The sequence below is a fragment of the Psychrobacillus sp. BM2 genome, assembly GCF_048572895.1.
GTDB lineage: Bacteria > Bacillota > Bacilli > Bacillales_A > Planococcaceae > Psychrobacillus.
In genome coordinates, this window is sequence record NZ_CP183878.1 from 3,237,646 (window position 1) to 3,253,551 (window position 15,906).

The following is a 15,906-nucleotide window of genomic DNA, read 5'->3' on the forward strand; positions in this document are numbered from 1 at the left end:
AATGTTCGGTTTTCGGTCATTTTTTTAATATTATATTTCTTTTATTCCTTTTAACTTAATTAATTGTCTGACCGGGACAGGTTGACCATTAACCTCTTTAAAAAGTGGTTCCTCTCTCCGTCCAGCAATTTGAAAACCATCTTTAGTCATTCTTTCTATACATTCGGTAATACTTTCATTTTCGCCCACTTCAAACCATTTTGTTTCTTTCTTCATTTAAATAATTTCCCTTTCTTAACTGATTTTACCCAAAATCCACCGTGAATCGTTTTTGCCTCGTATGAGATGATAAAAATTTTCGGATCAAGTTCTTTTAGTCTCAAATATAACTTTAACTCATATCTACGTGGAGTTAAGATTTGAAGAGCTTGTCTATTCCCTTCACGACCATTTGCTTGCCAATCAGTCACGCCATATCCTTCTACTCTTAATATTTCTGGTAAATTTAAATCCATTTCCGTAGAAATTGCATTAACCATTATATAGCCAAGCGCCATTTTTTCTTCAATCTTCGTTCCGATAATAACTCCAGTGCCATACCCCACTGCATAAGCAACCAAATTTTGAATCTCATTTAAGTTATCTAAAACTAGACCTAGTCCTACTATATAAATTATCACTTCTACCATACTTATTAGGGCAGCGACATAGCGGTATCCCTTTAATGTAAGAATCATTCGTAAAGTAAAGAAAGTGACGTATACAATATTTATAGAAAAGATAATGACAACCATTAAGATCGCAGATGAATCCATCCAATCAACTCCTAATATATATGTTTTATATTGTTCTTCATTATCGCATATAGTGACACAATTTCAAGGAATTCAAGCTTTTACTAAAGTGTAAAATGAAAAATATAATAATCCTTATGTTAAAATTATATTTTAAATATTCAGATGACAAATAACACAATAAATAGTACAATACACTAATTGGGTAAAGTATTAAAGTGTATGAATAGTGATACTTTTATTTCATGAATGGTATAAGAAAATATTACCAATCTCTAGATAGGGGGACCAGTCAATGCATGGACAATTTAGGAAAAGATATACGCAAACAACACAAGAACAAAAGATGTATGCAATACAACAAGTTCTTAAAAATGGACGAGGACGAAAAGAGCTAGCAGAAGAATTGAATGTGAGTGTCAATTCAATCACAACATGGATAAGAAAATTTAAAGAAGCTGGAGAAAACGGCTTTTCCTCCTATTCACAGGATGAAATAATACGTCTTAAAGAGATTGAAAAAAAGTACAATAAAATGAAGAAAATGGAGTCGCTTAAAAAGCTCCCCATTTATATACATTTAAAAAAGCTCCCATATCCCCAAAAGATAAAGAAGCTTTGAAGGTTTATTAATGCAACTTTAATAATAATTGCATATGCTATGCTAACAAAAAAGGTCGTAACCGAGTTAATCGGTTACGACCTTTTCTTTGGTGCCCAGCGACGTCCTACTCTCACAGGGGGAGACCCCCAACTACCATCGGCGCTGAAGAGCTTAACTTCCGTGTTCGGTATGGGAACGGGTGTGACCTCTTCGCCATCATCACTAGACTCTTCGGCTTTCAATACACATCGTACTTCTTCGTCAACTGCATTCGTTCAGTCAGTCACATACGTTAGTATGCTCCTTTCCTCTCTCAATTGTTTCCTCGAATTACTCGTGTCTTGAAATCCTCATATATAGAGTGCTTGTTCACTCAAAACTGGATAAACGACATTGGAACTGAAACAAATTTGGTTAAGTCCTCGATCGATTAGTATTCGTCAGCTGCACGTGTCGCCACGCTTCCACCCCGAACCTATCTACCTCATCGTCTTTGAGGGATCTTACTTACTTGCGTAATGGGAAATCTCATCTTGAGGGGGGCTTCGTGCTTAGATGCTTTCAGCACTTATCCCGTCCACACATAGCTACCCAGCGATGCTCTTGGCAGAACAACTGGTACACCAGCGGTGTGTCCATCCCGGTCCTCTCGTACTAAGGACAGCTCCTCTCAAATTTCCTACGCCCACGACGGATAGGGACCGAACTGTCTCACGACGTTCTGAACCCAGCTCGCGTACCGCTTTAATGGGCGAACAGCCCAACCCTTGGGACCGACTACAGCCCCAGGATGCGATGAGCCGACATCGAGGTGCCAAACCTCCCCGTCGATGTGGACTCTTGGGGGAGATAAGCCTGTTATCCCCGGGGTAGCTTTTATCCGTTGAGCGATGGCCCTTCCATGCGGAACCACCGGATCACTAAGCCCGTCTTTCGACCCTGCTCGACTTGTAGGTCTCGCAGTCAAGCTCCCTTCTGCCTTTACACTCTTCGAATGATTTCCAACCATTCTGAGGGAACCTTTGGGCGCCTCCGTTACACTTTAGGAGGCGACCGCCCCAGTCAAACTACCCGCCTGACACTGTCTCCTACCCGGGTTACGGGTATGGGTTAGAATTTCAATACAACCAGGGCAGTATCCCACCGACGCCTCCTCCGAAGCTGGCGCTCCGGGCTCTAAGGCTCCTGCCTATCCTGTACAAGTTGCACCAAAATTCAATATCAAGCTATAGTAAAGCTCCACGGGGTCTTTCCGTCCTGTCGCGGGTAACCTGCATCTTCACAGGTACTATAATTTCACCGAGTCTCTCGTTGAGACAGTGCCCAGATCGTTACGCCTTTCGTGCGGGTCGGAACTTACCCGACAAGGAATTTCGCTACCTTAGGACCGTTATAGTTACGGCCGCCGTTTACTGGGGCTTCAATTCGCACCTTCGCTTGCGCTAAGCACTCCTCTTAACCTTCCAGCACCGGGCAGGCGTCAGCCCCTATACTTCACCTTACGGTTTTGCAGAGACCTGTGTTTTTGCTAAACAGTCGCCTGGGCCTATTCACTGCGGCTCTTCTAGGCTATGCACCCAAAAGAGCACCCCTTCTCCCGAAGTTACGGGGTCATTTTGCCGAGTTCCTTAACGAGAGTTCTCTCGCTCACCTTAGGATTCTCTCCTCGACTACCTGTGTCGGTTTGCGGTACGGGCACCTATCACCTCGCTAGAGGCTTTTCTTGGCAGTGTGAAATCAGGAACTCCGGACATACGTCCTCGCCATCACAGCTCAATGTTAGAGAATGCGGATTTGCCTACATTCACACCTTACTGCTTGGACATGCATAACCAACAGCATGCTTACCCTATCCTTCTGCGTCCCCCCATTACTCAAACGGTGGTTTGGTGGTACAGGAATATCAACCTGTTATCCATCGCCTACGCCTATCGGCCTCGGCTTAGGTCCCGACTAACCCTGAGCGGACGAGCCTTCCTCAGGAAACCTTAGTCATACGGTGGACGGGATTCTCACCCGTCTTTCGCTACTCATACCGGCATTCTCACTTCTAAGCGCTCCACCAGTCCTTCCGGTCTGACTTCAACGCCCTTAGAACGCTCTCCTACCACTGATACCATAGGTATCAATCCACAGCTTCGGTGATTTGTTTAGCCCCGATACATTTTCGGCGCAGCGTCACTCGACCAGTGAGCTATTACGCACTCTTTAAATGATGGCTGCTTCTAAGCCAACATCCTGGTTGTCTAAGCAACGCCACATCCTTTTCCACTTAACAAATACTTTGGGACCTTAGCTGGTGGTCTGGGCTGTTTCCCTCTTGACTACGGATCTTATCACTCGCAGTCTGACTCCCAAACATAAATCATTGGCATTCGGAGTTTGTCTGAATTCGGTAACCCGGGATGGGCCCCTAGTCCAAACAGTGCTCTACCTCCAAGATTCTAACGTTTGAGGCTAGCCCTAAAGCTATTTCGGAGAGAACCAGCTATCTCCAGGTTCGATTGGAATTTCTCCGCTACCCACACCTCATCCCCGCACTTTTCAACGTGCGTGGGTTCGGACCTCCAGTAAGTGTTACCTTACCTTCATCCTGGACATGGGTAGATCACCTGGTTTCGGGTCTACGACCACATACTCATTCGCCCTATTCAGACTCGCTTTCGCTGCGGCTCCGTCTTCTCAACTTAACCTTGCATGTAATCGTAACTCGCCGGTTCATTCTACAAAAGGCACGCTATCACCCATTAACGGGCTCTAACTACTTGTAGGCACACGGTTTCAGGATCTATTTCACTCCCCTTCCGGGGTGCTTTTCACCTTTCCCTCACGGTACTGGTTCACTATCGGTCACTAGGTAGTATTTAGCCTTGGGAGATGGTCCTCCCAGATTCCGACGGAATTTCACGTGTTCCGCCGTACTCAGGATACACTCAAGAGAGAATGAATTTTGGACTACGGGGCTTTTACCCTATCCTGCGGACCTTTCCAGATCGCTTCGTCTAACTCATTCCTTTGTAACTCTATGTAGAGTGTCCTACAACCCCAAAAGGCAAGCCTTTTGGTTTGGGCTATTCCCGTTTCGCTCGCCGCTACTCAGGGAATCGATTTTTCTTTCTCTTCCTCCAGGTACTTAGATGTTTCAGTTCCCTGGGTGTGTCTCAGATGCGCTATGTATTCACGCAAATGTACTGCTCCATTACGAACAGTGGGTTTCCCCATTCGGAAATCTCCGGATCAAAGCTCACTTACAGCTCCCCGAAGCATATCGGTGTTAGTGCCGTCCTTCGTCGACTCCTAGTGCCAAGGCATTCACCGTGCGCCCTTATTAACTTAACCTAAAAGTTAAAAAGTCTTACACGTTGTGATTACGTAAATAATCACAACAGAATTTCTTGTTGTTTATTGTTTCAATGTCGTTTTATCCAGTTTTCAAAGAACAAGAATTGAATCTTCATATAAAATGAACATTCAAAACTGAACTGCAAAACGTTAAGATACAGATAAAGATCTGTATTCCGATATTATCCTTAGAAAGGAGGTGATCCAGCCGCACCTTCCGATACGGCTACCTTGTTACGACTTCACCCCAATCATCTGTCCCACCTTCGGCGGCTGGCTCCCGTAAGGGTTACCCCACCGACTTCGGGTGTTACAAACTCTCGTGGTGTGACGGGCGGTGTGTACAAGGCCCGGGAACGTATTCACCGTGGCATGCTGATCCACGATTACTAGCGATTCCGGCTTCATGTAGGCGAGTTGCAGCCTACAATCCGAACTGAGAACGGTTTTATGGGATTTGCTCACCCTCGCGGGGTTGCGACCCTCTGTACCGTCCATTGTAGCACGTGTGTAGCCCAGGTCATAAGGGGCATGATGATTTGACGTCATCCCCACCTTCCTCCGGTTTATCACCGGCAGTCACCTTAGAGTGCCCAACTGAATGCTGGCAACTAAGATCAAGGGTTGCGCTCGTTGCGGGACTTAACCCAACATCTCACGACACGAGCTGACGACAACCATGCACCACCTGTCACCGCTGTCCCCGAAGGGAAAACTCTATCTCTAGAGCGGTCAGCGGGATGTCAAGACCTGGTAAGGTTCTTCGCGTTGCTTCGAATTAAACCACATGCTCCACCGCTTGTGCGGGCCCCCGTCAATTCCTTTGAGTTTCAGTCTTGCGACCGTACTCCCCAGGCGGAGTGCTTAATGCGTTAGCTGCAGCACTAAGGGGCGGAAACCCCCTAACACTTAGCACTCATCGTTTACGGCGTGGACTACCAGGGTATCTAATCCTGTTTGCTCCCCACGCTTTCGCGCCTCAGCGTCAGTTACAGACCAGAAAGCCGCCTTCGCCACTGGTGTTCCTCCAAATCTCTACGCATTTCACCGCTACACTTGGAATTCCGCTTTCCTCTTCTGTACTCAAGTCCCCCAGTTTCCAATGACCTTCCACGGTTGAGCCGTGGGATTTCACATCAGACTTAAAGGACCGCCTGCGCGCGCTTTACGCCCAATAATTCCGGACAACGCTTGCCACCTACGTATTACCGCGGCTGCTGGCACGTAGTTAGCCGTGGCTTTCTAATGAGGTACCGTCAAGGTACGAGCAGTTACTCTCGTACTTGTTCTTCCCTCACAACAGAGTTTTACGATCCGAAAACCTTCTTCACTCACGCGGCATTGCTCCATCAGACTTTCGTCCATTGTGGAAGATTCCCTACTGCTGCCTCCCGTAGGAGTCTGGGCCGTGTCTCAGTCCCAGTGTGGCCGATCACCCTCTCAGGTCGGCTACGCATCGTCGCCTTGGTGAGCCGTTACCTCACCAACTAGCTAATGCGCCGCGGGCCCATCCTGTAGTGACAGCCGAAACCGTCTTTTAACATCTCCCCATGAGAGGAAATGGATTATTCGGTATTAGCCCCGGTTTCCCGGAGTTATCCCAATCTACAGGGCAGGTTGCCCACGTGTTACTCACCCGTCCGCCGCTAAATCAGAAGAAGCAAGCTTCTTCGTCATTCGCTCGACTTGCATGTATTAGGCATGCCGCCAGCGTTCGTCCTGAGCCAGGATCAAACTCTCCATAATAGAGAACTTAAAAAGCTCATTTGTTTTGCTGGCATCATCATTAAATGATGTCAAAAATTGTTTTGCTATCAAACTAACTAAGTTAGCTGATTGCTATATTTCTTAACGTTTTGCATGTTCAGTTTTCAATGTTCATGTTGTTTAAGTTGTCGTCTTGTTTCAGCGACCTTTGTATCTTAACACCCTTTTAACAACTTCGTCAATACCTTTTAGTAAAGATGTTGTGTAAAATATGATAACACTTTATTCCGAAAAATACAACAAATTAACTAGATTCGCTGTAAACCATTTAAAACACTAGCTTTACTGCACTATTAGTAAACTTAAATTTGGCTACTTCTTTTATGAATTATAGTTTTAAAATCTAATATAAATCAGTATATATCTTCTATTTCATATTTCTTCATCAAATTTTTTAAACACTCTAATTGGAAAAGACTATAAGTTTTTAATATCCCATTCTTATATATGCCAACCTATTACTAATTGTTAACACTTTTTATTATAGAAGAAACAAAAAAAGAGAAGCAAGATGCCTCTCTTTTTTTACTATTTTATAAGAAGATAAAGTAACAAAGGAATATGACCCATAAACCATACATTATTGGGTGTATTTCTTTAATGCGTCCTGCAACGATCATTGTGATTGGGTAGAATAAGAATCCAATTGCGATACCAGTTGCAATAGAATAAGTTAATGGCATTGCAATAATTACGAAGAAAGCAGGCACTGCAATTTCGAATTTTCTCCATTCTATATTGCCAAGTGAAGATACCATTAATACTCCAACTATAATTAACGCTGGCGCAGTAACATAAGAAGTAACTACACTTAATATTGGATAGAAGAATAATGCCAATAACATTAGTACTCCTGTTACTACTGCCGCAAAACCTGAACGCGCTCCAGCTGCAACTCCTGCGGTCGATTCTACATAACTAGTAGTAGTTGAAGTCCCTGCTACCGCTCCAGCTGTTGTAGCGATTGCATCCGCTAGTAGTGCTTTACCCGCACGCGGTAATTTGTTACCTTTCATCAATCCAGCTTGGTTCGCTACAGATATTAGTGTTCCAGCTGTATCAAAGAAGTTTACAAATAAGAAAGTAAGTACTACGACTAAAAACTGAGTTGTTAATAAAGAAGATGGATCATTGAATATTGGATCAAGTGCTGCCCCAAAAGTTGGTGACACATCTGGAATACTACTTACGACACCGGTTGGTAGTGGCACTAGACTGAAAATCATCCCAACGATAGCAGTGATTAGCATTCCATAGAAAATTCCGCCTTTAACGCCTTTAACCATCATGATCACTGTAATTACAAGTCCAAAAATTGTTAACAAAATATTAGGGTCTGTTAAGTCTCCTAGACCAACGATTACGGAAGGATCACTCACGATAATTTTAGAGTTTTGCAAACCTACGAAGGTTATGAACAAACCAATCCCAGCACCAACTGCATATTTTAGCTCTGTTGGAATTGCATTTATAATAGTTTCACGAATGCCGGTTAATGAAAGAAGAATAAAGATAATACCTGCCACAAAAACTCCGGTTAAAGCAATTTGCCACGATATTCCAAAGTCCAATACTACTGTAAAAGCAAAAAATGCATTTAATCCCATTCCTGGCGCTAGTGCAATTGGGTATTTCGCTAATACTCCCATTAATATAGAACCAAGACCTGCCGCTAAGGCAGTAGCAGTAAATACAGCGCCTTTATCCATATGCATGAAATCGGGTAATCCTTCTACTGATTCAAGCGACAGTATCATCGGATTTACTACGAGGATGTATGCCATTGCTAGGAATGTCGTTAAACCACCAATAATTTCACTGCGGTAGTTAGTACCTAATTCATCAAACTGAAAATACTTTTTCATAATTTCCTCCAGTTATTGTCTGTATAACAGAAAAAAGCATACGACTAGTGAATCAGTCGTATGCTTTAGTATCTCAAGTAAGGGAAGCATTATCTTACTTCCTCTTAATCGTAGTCGAATCATTTACGGTGATTCGGTAGAGACTTTTGGGCCTTATTCCCAACGTTATACGACGACATAATTAAATTATGTTAGTAATATAACATCATTATTTTAGAAAATCAATACTAAATCCGAACATTATTTTATATTTCTAGATAATAGTTCGTTTTTATTTCTATTCCCACTCATTCGTTGGAGATATCTTAGAAGTGATATCGTACAGCACACTCATCAACCTTGATACAATTGAGTTTCTAGTTATTCCTCAAAATAGGATATTCCGTTCAATTCTTGTAATTCTTGTCCTCAATTGCAGCAGGTGATCCCCCTACTTTACAACGTTATTATTTTGAATTATGGACAAGTCGTTTCGATTTTTCTAAATGAGCCTTATCAATTAATTTAAGGAAAACCAATATATCTTTAGCTGTTCTTCTATTTTCTCGTCATTTATAAATTAAATAACTCTATCATCAATTGAAAAAAGAACTTCGAATAAGAAAAACATGGGAGATTTAAGTCTTCCTATGTTTTCATTCATATTATTTATCTGTTTGTTTTTGCTTCTTTTTCAAATACTCCGCACGTATTTTTTCAAGTTGCTGCTTTTTATCAAATTTGGCAGGCTTGTGTTTTTCATGATACTTTGCCACAGCAACCTGACCTTTGGTATCCAATGTATATTTCCCCACTTTGTTCACCTACTTTTCTTGTCTTTAAAGAGAATCTATTCAACAAATATAATATACCTTATTTTACTGAAGTAAACCTTTTTACTTTATTAGTGCACTGCTTAACCTTGCATATATCAGTAAAAACTTAGCAAAATATTACATAGTCAAATGGTATTCATTATACTTATCTTTACGACCTTAAATTTGCTGATTCAATTTAAAGTCATCAATCAAATCGCTAATTTTAACTAAAACAAAAAACCTCTTCCAGTTATTTGTTATAAATAACTAAAAGAGAGTTTATTTTTGAAATCTAAATAGTTGTACGTTAATCATTGATTTAGTTCTTAACATACTAAGTTAGACATTGATATGACTGGGTTTATAACCTGGTTGGTTTATATTACTGAACAGTCCTATTCCCACTCAATCGTTGCTGGTGGTTTACTCGTAATGTCATAAACTACTCGGTTAATGTGAGGTACTTCATTAACAAGACGAACACTTACTTTTTCTAGTACATCCCATGGGATACGTGCCCAGTCAGAAGTCATTCCGTCGATAGAAGTTACTGCACGGATACCAATTGCGTAATCGTATGTGCGTGCATCGCCCATTACTCCAACGCTACGGATATCAGGAAGCACTGTGAAGTACTGCCAAATATCACGATCCAGTCCAGCTTTTGCAATTTCTTCACGAAGGATGAAATCAGATTCACGAACGATTTCTAATTTTTCTTCTGTAATTTCACCTAATACACGAATTCCTAGACCAGGGCCTGGGAAAGGTTGGCGCCAAACGATTTTCTCGTCTATACCAAGTTCTATTCCTAATGCGCGTACTTCATCTTTAAATAAAGTTTTTAGCGGCTCAATTAGTTTGAACTGCATATCTTCAGGAAGTCCACCAACGTTATGGTGTGATTTGATCGTTTGAGCTGTTGCAGTTCCAGACTCAATAATATCCGTGTAAAGAGTACCTTGTGCTAAGAAGTCCATCCCATCTAACTTAGAAGCTTCTTCATCGAAAACGTAAATAAATTCGTTACCGATAATTTTACGTTTCTTCTCTGGATCTGAAACACCAGCTAATTTATTCATGAAGCGCTCACGTGCATCTATTTTAATAACGTTCATGTTAAAGCCTTCTGTGAAAGTCTTCATAACTTGTTCTACTTCACCTTTACGGTTCAAGTTATGATCGACAAACATACAAGTTAATTGGTCACCAATTGCTTTATGGATTAATACCGCAACTACGGATGAATCTACTCCACCACTTAATGCGCAAAGAACTTTTTTATCACCGACTTCTTGGCGAATGTTTTGAAGTTGCATTTCAACAAAGCTTTCCATAGACCAGTCACCTTTAGCATGACAAACATCAAATACGAATTGACGGATTAACTCAATTCCGTAAATAGAATGTCTAACTTCAGGATGGAATTGTACAGCATAGAAATTTTTTGCTTCATTCGCCATTGCCGCTACTTCGCAAGAGGGACTAGTTGCAATAACTTCAAAGCCTTCAGGTGCAACTGTTACATGGTCTCCATGACTCATCCAAACGACTTGGTTTTCAGGAAGTTGTCCAAATAAAGGAGTTGCATTTTTCACATTGATCTCTGCTTTACCATATTCTCTATGAGAAGCTTTTTCTACTTTCCCACCGAAATGCTGAGACATTAACTGCATCCCGTAACAAATACCTAAAATTGGCACACCTAAGTCATAAATTGCTGAGTCGATATGGAATGCATTTTCATCGTAAACTGAATTAGGACCACCTGAGAAGATAATTCCAGTAGCATTTATTTTTTTCAATTCTTCTGCAGTTACAGTATGTGGAAGTAGTTCGCTATATACTCCAAATTCACGAATACGACGCGTAATTAGTTGGTTATATTGACTTCCGAAATCTAGAACGACAATCTTTTCTTGTTCTTTTAACAATGGTGTTAAAGACATAAAATCCACCTCTTCTTTATAAGTAATCCAATCCGCTTCCCTGTTAATTACATGAATAATGATAAAAAAACGCGTTAGAAAGCATACCTCTTTCTACGCGTTTATGTTCTCTACATCAAAAAGGTGAATGCATATGCCTGAAAAAGACATGACTGCATTCACCTTCATAGTCAAGTTGTTAATGGCAACTTGGTAGAAACATCCGAACCATATCATCGGACATATACGAGGGCAACATTGGTCATTTTATTTGACTTCAGTTTACAGGTTGTTGCCCTCAAAATCAACCGCTAAGCTGATTGATTAAATTTTCCCAACTTTCTTTCATTGATACATAATCTATACCTTCTCGATTATTACCATATAAACCTTTTTCATATGCAGCCGTTAATTTGCGCATATGCGTTTCACCAAAGCTGGCATCTACATATTTTGCATATGCAGATAACGTCTGCCCCTGCTCTCTTGTCATTCCATATCCATCTAATTGTTTTAATAGCTGATGATACATTTTTTCAAACGTATCCCAATCATTTTTCCGCATTCGGTTAACCGGTATCAATACTTTTGATAACCACTTTCTCCGATAACGATATGCGAACATAGATAATACTGCCAAACCGAATATCGTCCAAAAAATGATAGCTTTATGATCGGATACCCATTTAGCAATATTGCTCATGATTTCTGTGAAGCTTTTAGAAACTTCCTTCTCTTCTTTATCCGCCTGAGCTTTTTCTGGTGTTTCCTCTTGCGTATTTTCAGGTGCTTCCAAATTATCTCTTTCCGTATCTATATCATAATTTAAATTTACCGCATTTGAAAATCCAATCGTTGGCTCAAATGTCATCCAGCCTGTACCTGGGAAATAAGCTTCTACCCATGAGTGTGCATTATTATTAGTCACTTCATAAACCGGAAGTCCGTTTTGGCGGTCGACTACCTCTCCTGGTGCAAACCCTTTTACCCAACGCGCTGGAATTCCTTCAGAACGCAATAATACAACCATCGAAGTCGAGAAATTATCGCAATATCCAATCTTTGTATCAAATAAAAACTGATCTACATAATCGGTATCGCCTTTTGGAATTGCAGCCATATCCTGATTATAACTAAAGCCATTTAGACGGAAATACCGTTCAATGGATTTTGCTTTATCATATAAGCTATCACTACTTGAAGTAATAGTAGTTGCCAAATCTCTTACCCTTGTTGGTAACGTTTCGGGAAGCTGCAAGTAGCGATCGAATTCACTAGGCAATCCTTCTAAGTTTGAGGCTACCGTTTCCCTAAGTGCTTTTAAGCTATAAATTGGCTCATTGTACGTTACATTGTATGCTCCAACAGGGGTTTCCCCGGTTCCGTTAACTGTATACAGTTTTTGATTTCTAACATTCAACGATAAAGTAACTGGTTGCTCTGAATTAACCTGCTCGATTCCATAAGGCTGCATGATAAAAGGATAAGCCTGAGACATGAAAATATTTGCCACTAACGATTCATCTTCCGTTCCAGGAGCGATATCGGTTTCTATCGGCTCTCCTAACTTGTGGGCGGTGAGAATCGGAGGCTCTGTTGCTGAATTAATCCACCCTTTGGAAGTATACATATCCTTCGTTTCAATCTTCCAATATTGTTTTGTTGGAGTCGTTGCGTAAAATACAGGAGTGTCATCGCTTGCGAAAGCTCCTCCTAAACGCTCGTCATTTTCCCCATATCCAACTCTTTGTGTAGCTCCGCCTATACCTTTTCCTTCTTCACCATTCGAAGCGTTTGGACTAGTAGACAATAGAAATGGCACTGGATCTGGCCAGCTTGGACCAGCTTTTGGCAGCGCGTAAGCAAGAGTACTACTAAGAAGTACGATAATGCACAAACTTCCAATACCTGCCACTAAAAACGTGCCATGCAACTTCCCTTCTTGCTCTTGTATCATTTTTTGTGCATATAACAAGCCTAAAATGATAAAGCCAGAAGTTAATACGATAACGATACTTTTCTCGCCACTATATGGACTAAACGTATCTAAAATCGTTATAAATAAAACCGTAAATAAAAAGAATAACATCAAGTTTTTACGTAGCCGTATCCAATAGTTTAGTAAATAAGTAGTCATCCATAGTAAAATAAAAAACAAAAATGTTCGGAATGGATTCGTAACCTCTACCCAATCTTGACTTAAAAGAGATGCAATATTTTCTACGAACATCCCCCAGATTAGCTTAAAAGTTTCTAATGATAAGAAAGATAAATCTGTATAGATATGTACAATTACCCAACAAATAAATACTAACTTAACGGGAAATACATATACCCATTTCAATTTTAAAAGATAAAATGCAAAGGAGATCGCTAAATACCAGCCAAATAAGTTTAAGAAACCCGTATCTGTGAGTTCAATTACCGGCTTTAACCATTCCATCATTAGTATAAAAACAAATGAATAAATAAATACAGACAGTATGGTTTGCTGTGTTTTTATACTCATGAACGTTTCACCTCCAAAAAGGCTTGGGCAAAGCGGTCTTTCGTAATGGACTGTACTTGAAAGCCTCTGCTTGCTGCGTACTTGTACATGGCATTTTCTTCACTGGTAGTTTTTTCAGTTTTGGCTTTTATGACAAAACAAGTACAAGCGCGAAGGTTTGTTGCATTTTTTTGTACACTATCCATCCATTCATAAGTTAAATTACTAGTCACATATAAAAGAGTTGTTGCATTAGACAACGATGGATCATGCAAAATTACCTGTTCTAGTGGTTTCGTTAAGTCATCTTTTACTTTTGTTAGATGGTATAGCACTCGCTGTAGATGTTGATCAGTCTGAACTTCAGGTAAAAACATTCGACTCTCTCCGACTGACAAAAATGCAGAGGAAGCTTGGTGCCTTACGATCGCTTGCATAATGGAAGCCGTTAAATCGACCACTTCCTCAAACAAAGGTGAAGGCGTTCGATCAATCACGACGAACATGTCCTGGGATTGCCTATCTTCAAATTCTTTTGTTTTTAATGTTTGCGTTCTCGCAAAGGACTTCCAGTGAATCCACGATACTCGGTCACCGGGTTGGTATGATCTAACTCCAGTCGCCATCGATGTATCTTTCATTGCTTGGATTCTTGAGGCAGCTGCTCCTTGGTCATATCTTGTTTCAATTGGTATGTAGACCATCTCCGTCAAATTTGGAAATACTAGTATTGTTTTAGGATTGGTTATAAATACTTCCTTTTTCACCCACCCAAACAAGTCACTTACCCGAATGCTCGTCCCTTCTAAAACATGCTCACCACGCGGAATATGCTCTATTTCATAGGTCCATGTAAATTCTTTTTTCATTCCCCAAAAAGTAAGCTGCTTCCAAGAAGCTTCTGTAGCAAGGGTATGACTCACCTTCTCCTCCATCTGAACGTACATAAGTGGAAAACGACTTTTCCTCGTCACGCGAATTGTCGCCGAGAACCTACCTCCACTTTGAACTTTACGCGTTTCAATTATCCGTTCAACAACGATATCGGACAACGAATTCATATATAACAGCAACGAATATAAGGAGATAGGGATGATCAAATAAAACAAAAACCAGCTAACAAATCCCCCTTGAAACATTGCATACACAAATGCTACTACTAATAGAAATAGTACGCCTGCTACTCCTTGAATCTTCTTCCATCGATTAAGCAATTGCTTCATTGAATTACTTTCCTCTTAATAGGGACCGGTGTTCGCTTCACAATTCGAGCTAGCACTTCTTCAGATGAAATTCCATCGTATCGTGCTTCCGGGCGTAAAATGATACGATGTCCAAATACATAGGGCATCAAATATTGAATATCATCGGGAGTAACATAATCTCTACCATAAAGCATGGCTAGACCTTGTGATGCGCGCATCAGTGCAATAGATGCACGAGGACTAACCCCTAGATAAATATATGTATCCTGTCTTGTACGATTAGACAGGTCAACAATGTAGCCCTTCATCGTTTCATCTACTTTTACTTGTTTCACTCGTTTTTGAAGTTGTATTAATTCCTCTAAGGAAATGACGGGCAGTAAAGTATCAATCGGTGATGCATGCTCTAATCTATTTAATATTTCAATTTCTTCACTAGGATGTGGGTAGCCCATCTTTAGTTTTAATAAGAAACGGTCTAACTGTGCCTCTGGTAACGGATAGGTACCTTCGTGTTCAATTGGATTTTGCGTTGCCATAACGAAAAATGGCTTCGGAATTGGTATCGTTACCCCATCAATCGTAACGGAAGCCTCCTCCATCCCTTCTAAAAGCGCAGATTGCGTTTTAGGAGATGTACGATTGATTTCATCAGCAAGAACAATATTCCCTAAAATAGGACCTGGTCTAAATTCAAATTCCATTTCTTTAGGATTGTAAATAGATACACCTAATACATCCGAAGGCAATAAATCCGGTGTGAATTGAATTCTTTTAAAGTCTGCTCCGATAGATTTAGCGAGCGCCCGTACCATCATCGTTTTACCTACCCCTGGTACATCCTCTAATAACACATGCCCTTGCGCCAATAATGCAACTACAGCGAGCTGGGCAATATCTTTTTTACCAATCATTACTTTTTCAATGTTTTCAATAATTTCTTCTATTTGTACTCTTTCTCTCATTCATTCTCCTCCTCAGATCCCCTATATGTAGACTTGCGTGAAAATTTACAAAATACAGTATAAGCATACCCAAAATTTGCCTTAAGTACAAATAGAAAAGTACAAAAACGTTGAAGTCTGGTCAGAAAAACACTTGTAGAAAGTTATCTAAATACCAGAGAGACTTTATAATTTCCTAGAAAACAAAATAAACCGTGAAAGAGAAATATCC

General features: G+C 40.7%; 9 protein-coding genes, 3 rRNA genes and 2 riboswitches. Of the genes, 1 reads left to right on the forward strand and 11 read right to left on the reverse strand.

What is annotated here, in order from left to right:
- Positions 1-30: 30 nt before the first annotated feature.
- On the reverse strand, positions 31-216 hold the full coding sequence (locus tag ACN6MX_RS15935) for an NETI motif-containing protein (protein ID WP_419959817.1): 186 nt from the start codon (positions 214-216) through the stop codon (positions 31-33).
- A complete protein-coding gene (locus tag ACN6MX_RS15940; RefSeq protein WP_419959818.1) occupies positions 213-755 on the reverse strand; it encodes a DUF2179 domain-containing protein in 543 nt (180 codons plus the stop codon). The genes ACN6MX_RS15935 and ACN6MX_RS15940 overlap by 4 nt, the downstream gene beginning before the upstream one ends.
- Before the next feature lie 274 nt (positions 756-1,029).
- Between ACN6MX_RS15940 and ACN6MX_RS15945 the strand changes: the two genes are divergently transcribed.
- Complete coding sequence (locus ACN6MX_RS15945; RefSeq protein ID WP_419959819.1) at positions 1,030-1,356, forward strand: transposase; 327 nt, start codon at positions 1,030-1,032, stop codon at positions 1,354-1,356.
- A 93-nt stretch (positions 1,357-1,449) separates the two neighbouring features.
- Here the strand turns inward: ACN6MX_RS15945 and rrf are convergent.
- The 9 genes from rrf to ACN6MX_RS15990 form a co-directional block, all read right to left on the reverse strand.
- Positions 1,450-1,565: ribosomal RNA gene (rrf, locus tag ACN6MX_RS15950) — 5S ribosomal RNA — on the reverse strand.
- Positions 1,566-1,748: 183 nt separating this feature from the next.
- Positions 1,749-4,677 (reverse strand): 23S ribosomal RNA (locus ACN6MX_RS15955).
- Positions 4,678-4,872: 195 nt separating this feature from the next.
- Positions 4,873-6,426, reverse strand: a 16S ribosomal RNA gene (locus ACN6MX_RS15960).
- Together the 16S, 23S and 5S rRNA genes form the textbook arrangement of a ribosomal RNA operon.
- 554 nt (positions 6,427-6,980) lie before the next feature.
- Entirely contained in the window at positions 6,981-8,312 is a 1,332-nt protein-coding gene (locus ACN6MX_RS15965) for an NCS2 family permease (RefSeq protein WP_419959820.1), read from the reverse strand.
- A 91-nt stretch (positions 8,313-8,403) separates the two neighbouring features.
- Positions 8,404-8,505, reverse strand: a riboswitch (purine riboswitch).
- Positions 8,506-8,956: 451 nt separating this feature from the next.
- On the reverse strand, positions 8,957-9,106 hold the full coding sequence (locus ACN6MX_RS15970) for a hypothetical protein (protein ID WP_391116816.1): 150 nt from the start codon (positions 9,104-9,106) through the stop codon (positions 8,957-8,959).
- A 398-nt stretch (positions 9,107-9,504) separates the two neighbouring features.
- Complete coding sequence (guaA, locus tag ACN6MX_RS15975; protein ID WP_419959821.1) at positions 9,505-11,058, reverse strand: glutamine-hydrolyzing GMP synthase; 1,554 nt, start codon at positions 11,056-11,058, stop codon at positions 9,505-9,507.
- 147 nt (positions 11,059-11,205) lie between these two features.
- A riboswitch (purine riboswitch) is annotated at positions 11,206-11,307 on the reverse strand.
- A gap of 34 nt (positions 11,308-11,341) precedes the next feature.
- On the reverse strand, positions 11,342-13,546 hold the full coding sequence (locus ACN6MX_RS15980) for a transglutaminase domain-containing protein (protein ID WP_419959822.1): 2,205 nt from the start codon (positions 13,544-13,546) through the stop codon (positions 11,342-11,344).
- A complete protein-coding gene (locus tag ACN6MX_RS15985; protein WP_419959823.1) occupies positions 13,543-14,748 on the reverse strand; it encodes a DUF58 domain-containing protein in 1,206 nt (401 codons plus the stop codon). Before ACN6MX_RS15985 ends, ACN6MX_RS15980 begins: the two co-directional genes overlap by 4 nt.
- The gene (locus ACN6MX_RS15990; RefSeq protein ID WP_419959824.1) at positions 14,745-15,695 is read right to left on the reverse strand and encodes an AAA family ATPase; all 951 of its coding nucleotides are present in this window, start codon (positions 15,693-15,695) and stop codon (positions 14,745-14,747) included. The genes ACN6MX_RS15985 and ACN6MX_RS15990 overlap by 4 nt, the downstream gene beginning before the upstream one ends.
- Between the last annotated feature and the right edge of the window lie 211 nt (positions 15,696-15,906).

Bases quoted from the DNA above. Each gene is read 5' to 3' on its own strand.
- ACN6MX_RS15985 (WP_419959823.1), bottom strand. From the start codon at position 14,748: ATGAAGCAATTGCTTAATCGATGGAAGAAGATTCAAGGAGTAGCAGGC.
- ACN6MX_RS15990 (WP_419959824.1), bottom strand. From the start codon at position 15,695: ATGAGAGAAAGAGTACAAATAGAAGAAATTATTGAAAACATTGAAAAA.
- ACN6MX_RS15945 (WP_419959819.1), top strand. From the start codon at position 1,030: ATGCATGGACAATTTAGGAAAAGATATACGCAAACAACACAAGAACAA.
- guaA (WP_419959821.1), bottom strand. From the start codon at position 11,058: ATGTCTTTAACACCATTGTTAAAAGAACAAGAAAAGATTGTCGTTCTA.
- ACN6MX_RS15965 (WP_419959820.1), bottom strand. From the start codon at position 8,312: ATGAAAAAGTATTTTCAGTTTGATGAATTAGGTACTAACTACCGCAGT.
- ACN6MX_RS15940 (WP_419959818.1), bottom strand. From the start codon at position 755: ATGGATTCATCTGCGATCTTAATGGTTGTCATTATCTTTTCTATAAAT.
- ACN6MX_RS15980 (WP_419959822.1), bottom strand. From the start codon at position 13,546: ATGAGTATAAAAACACAGCAAACCATACTGTCTGTATTTATTTATTCA.
- ACN6MX_RS15935 (WP_419959817.1), bottom strand. From the start codon at position 216: ATGAAGAAAGAAACAAAATGGTTTGAAGTGGGCGAAAATGAAAGTATT.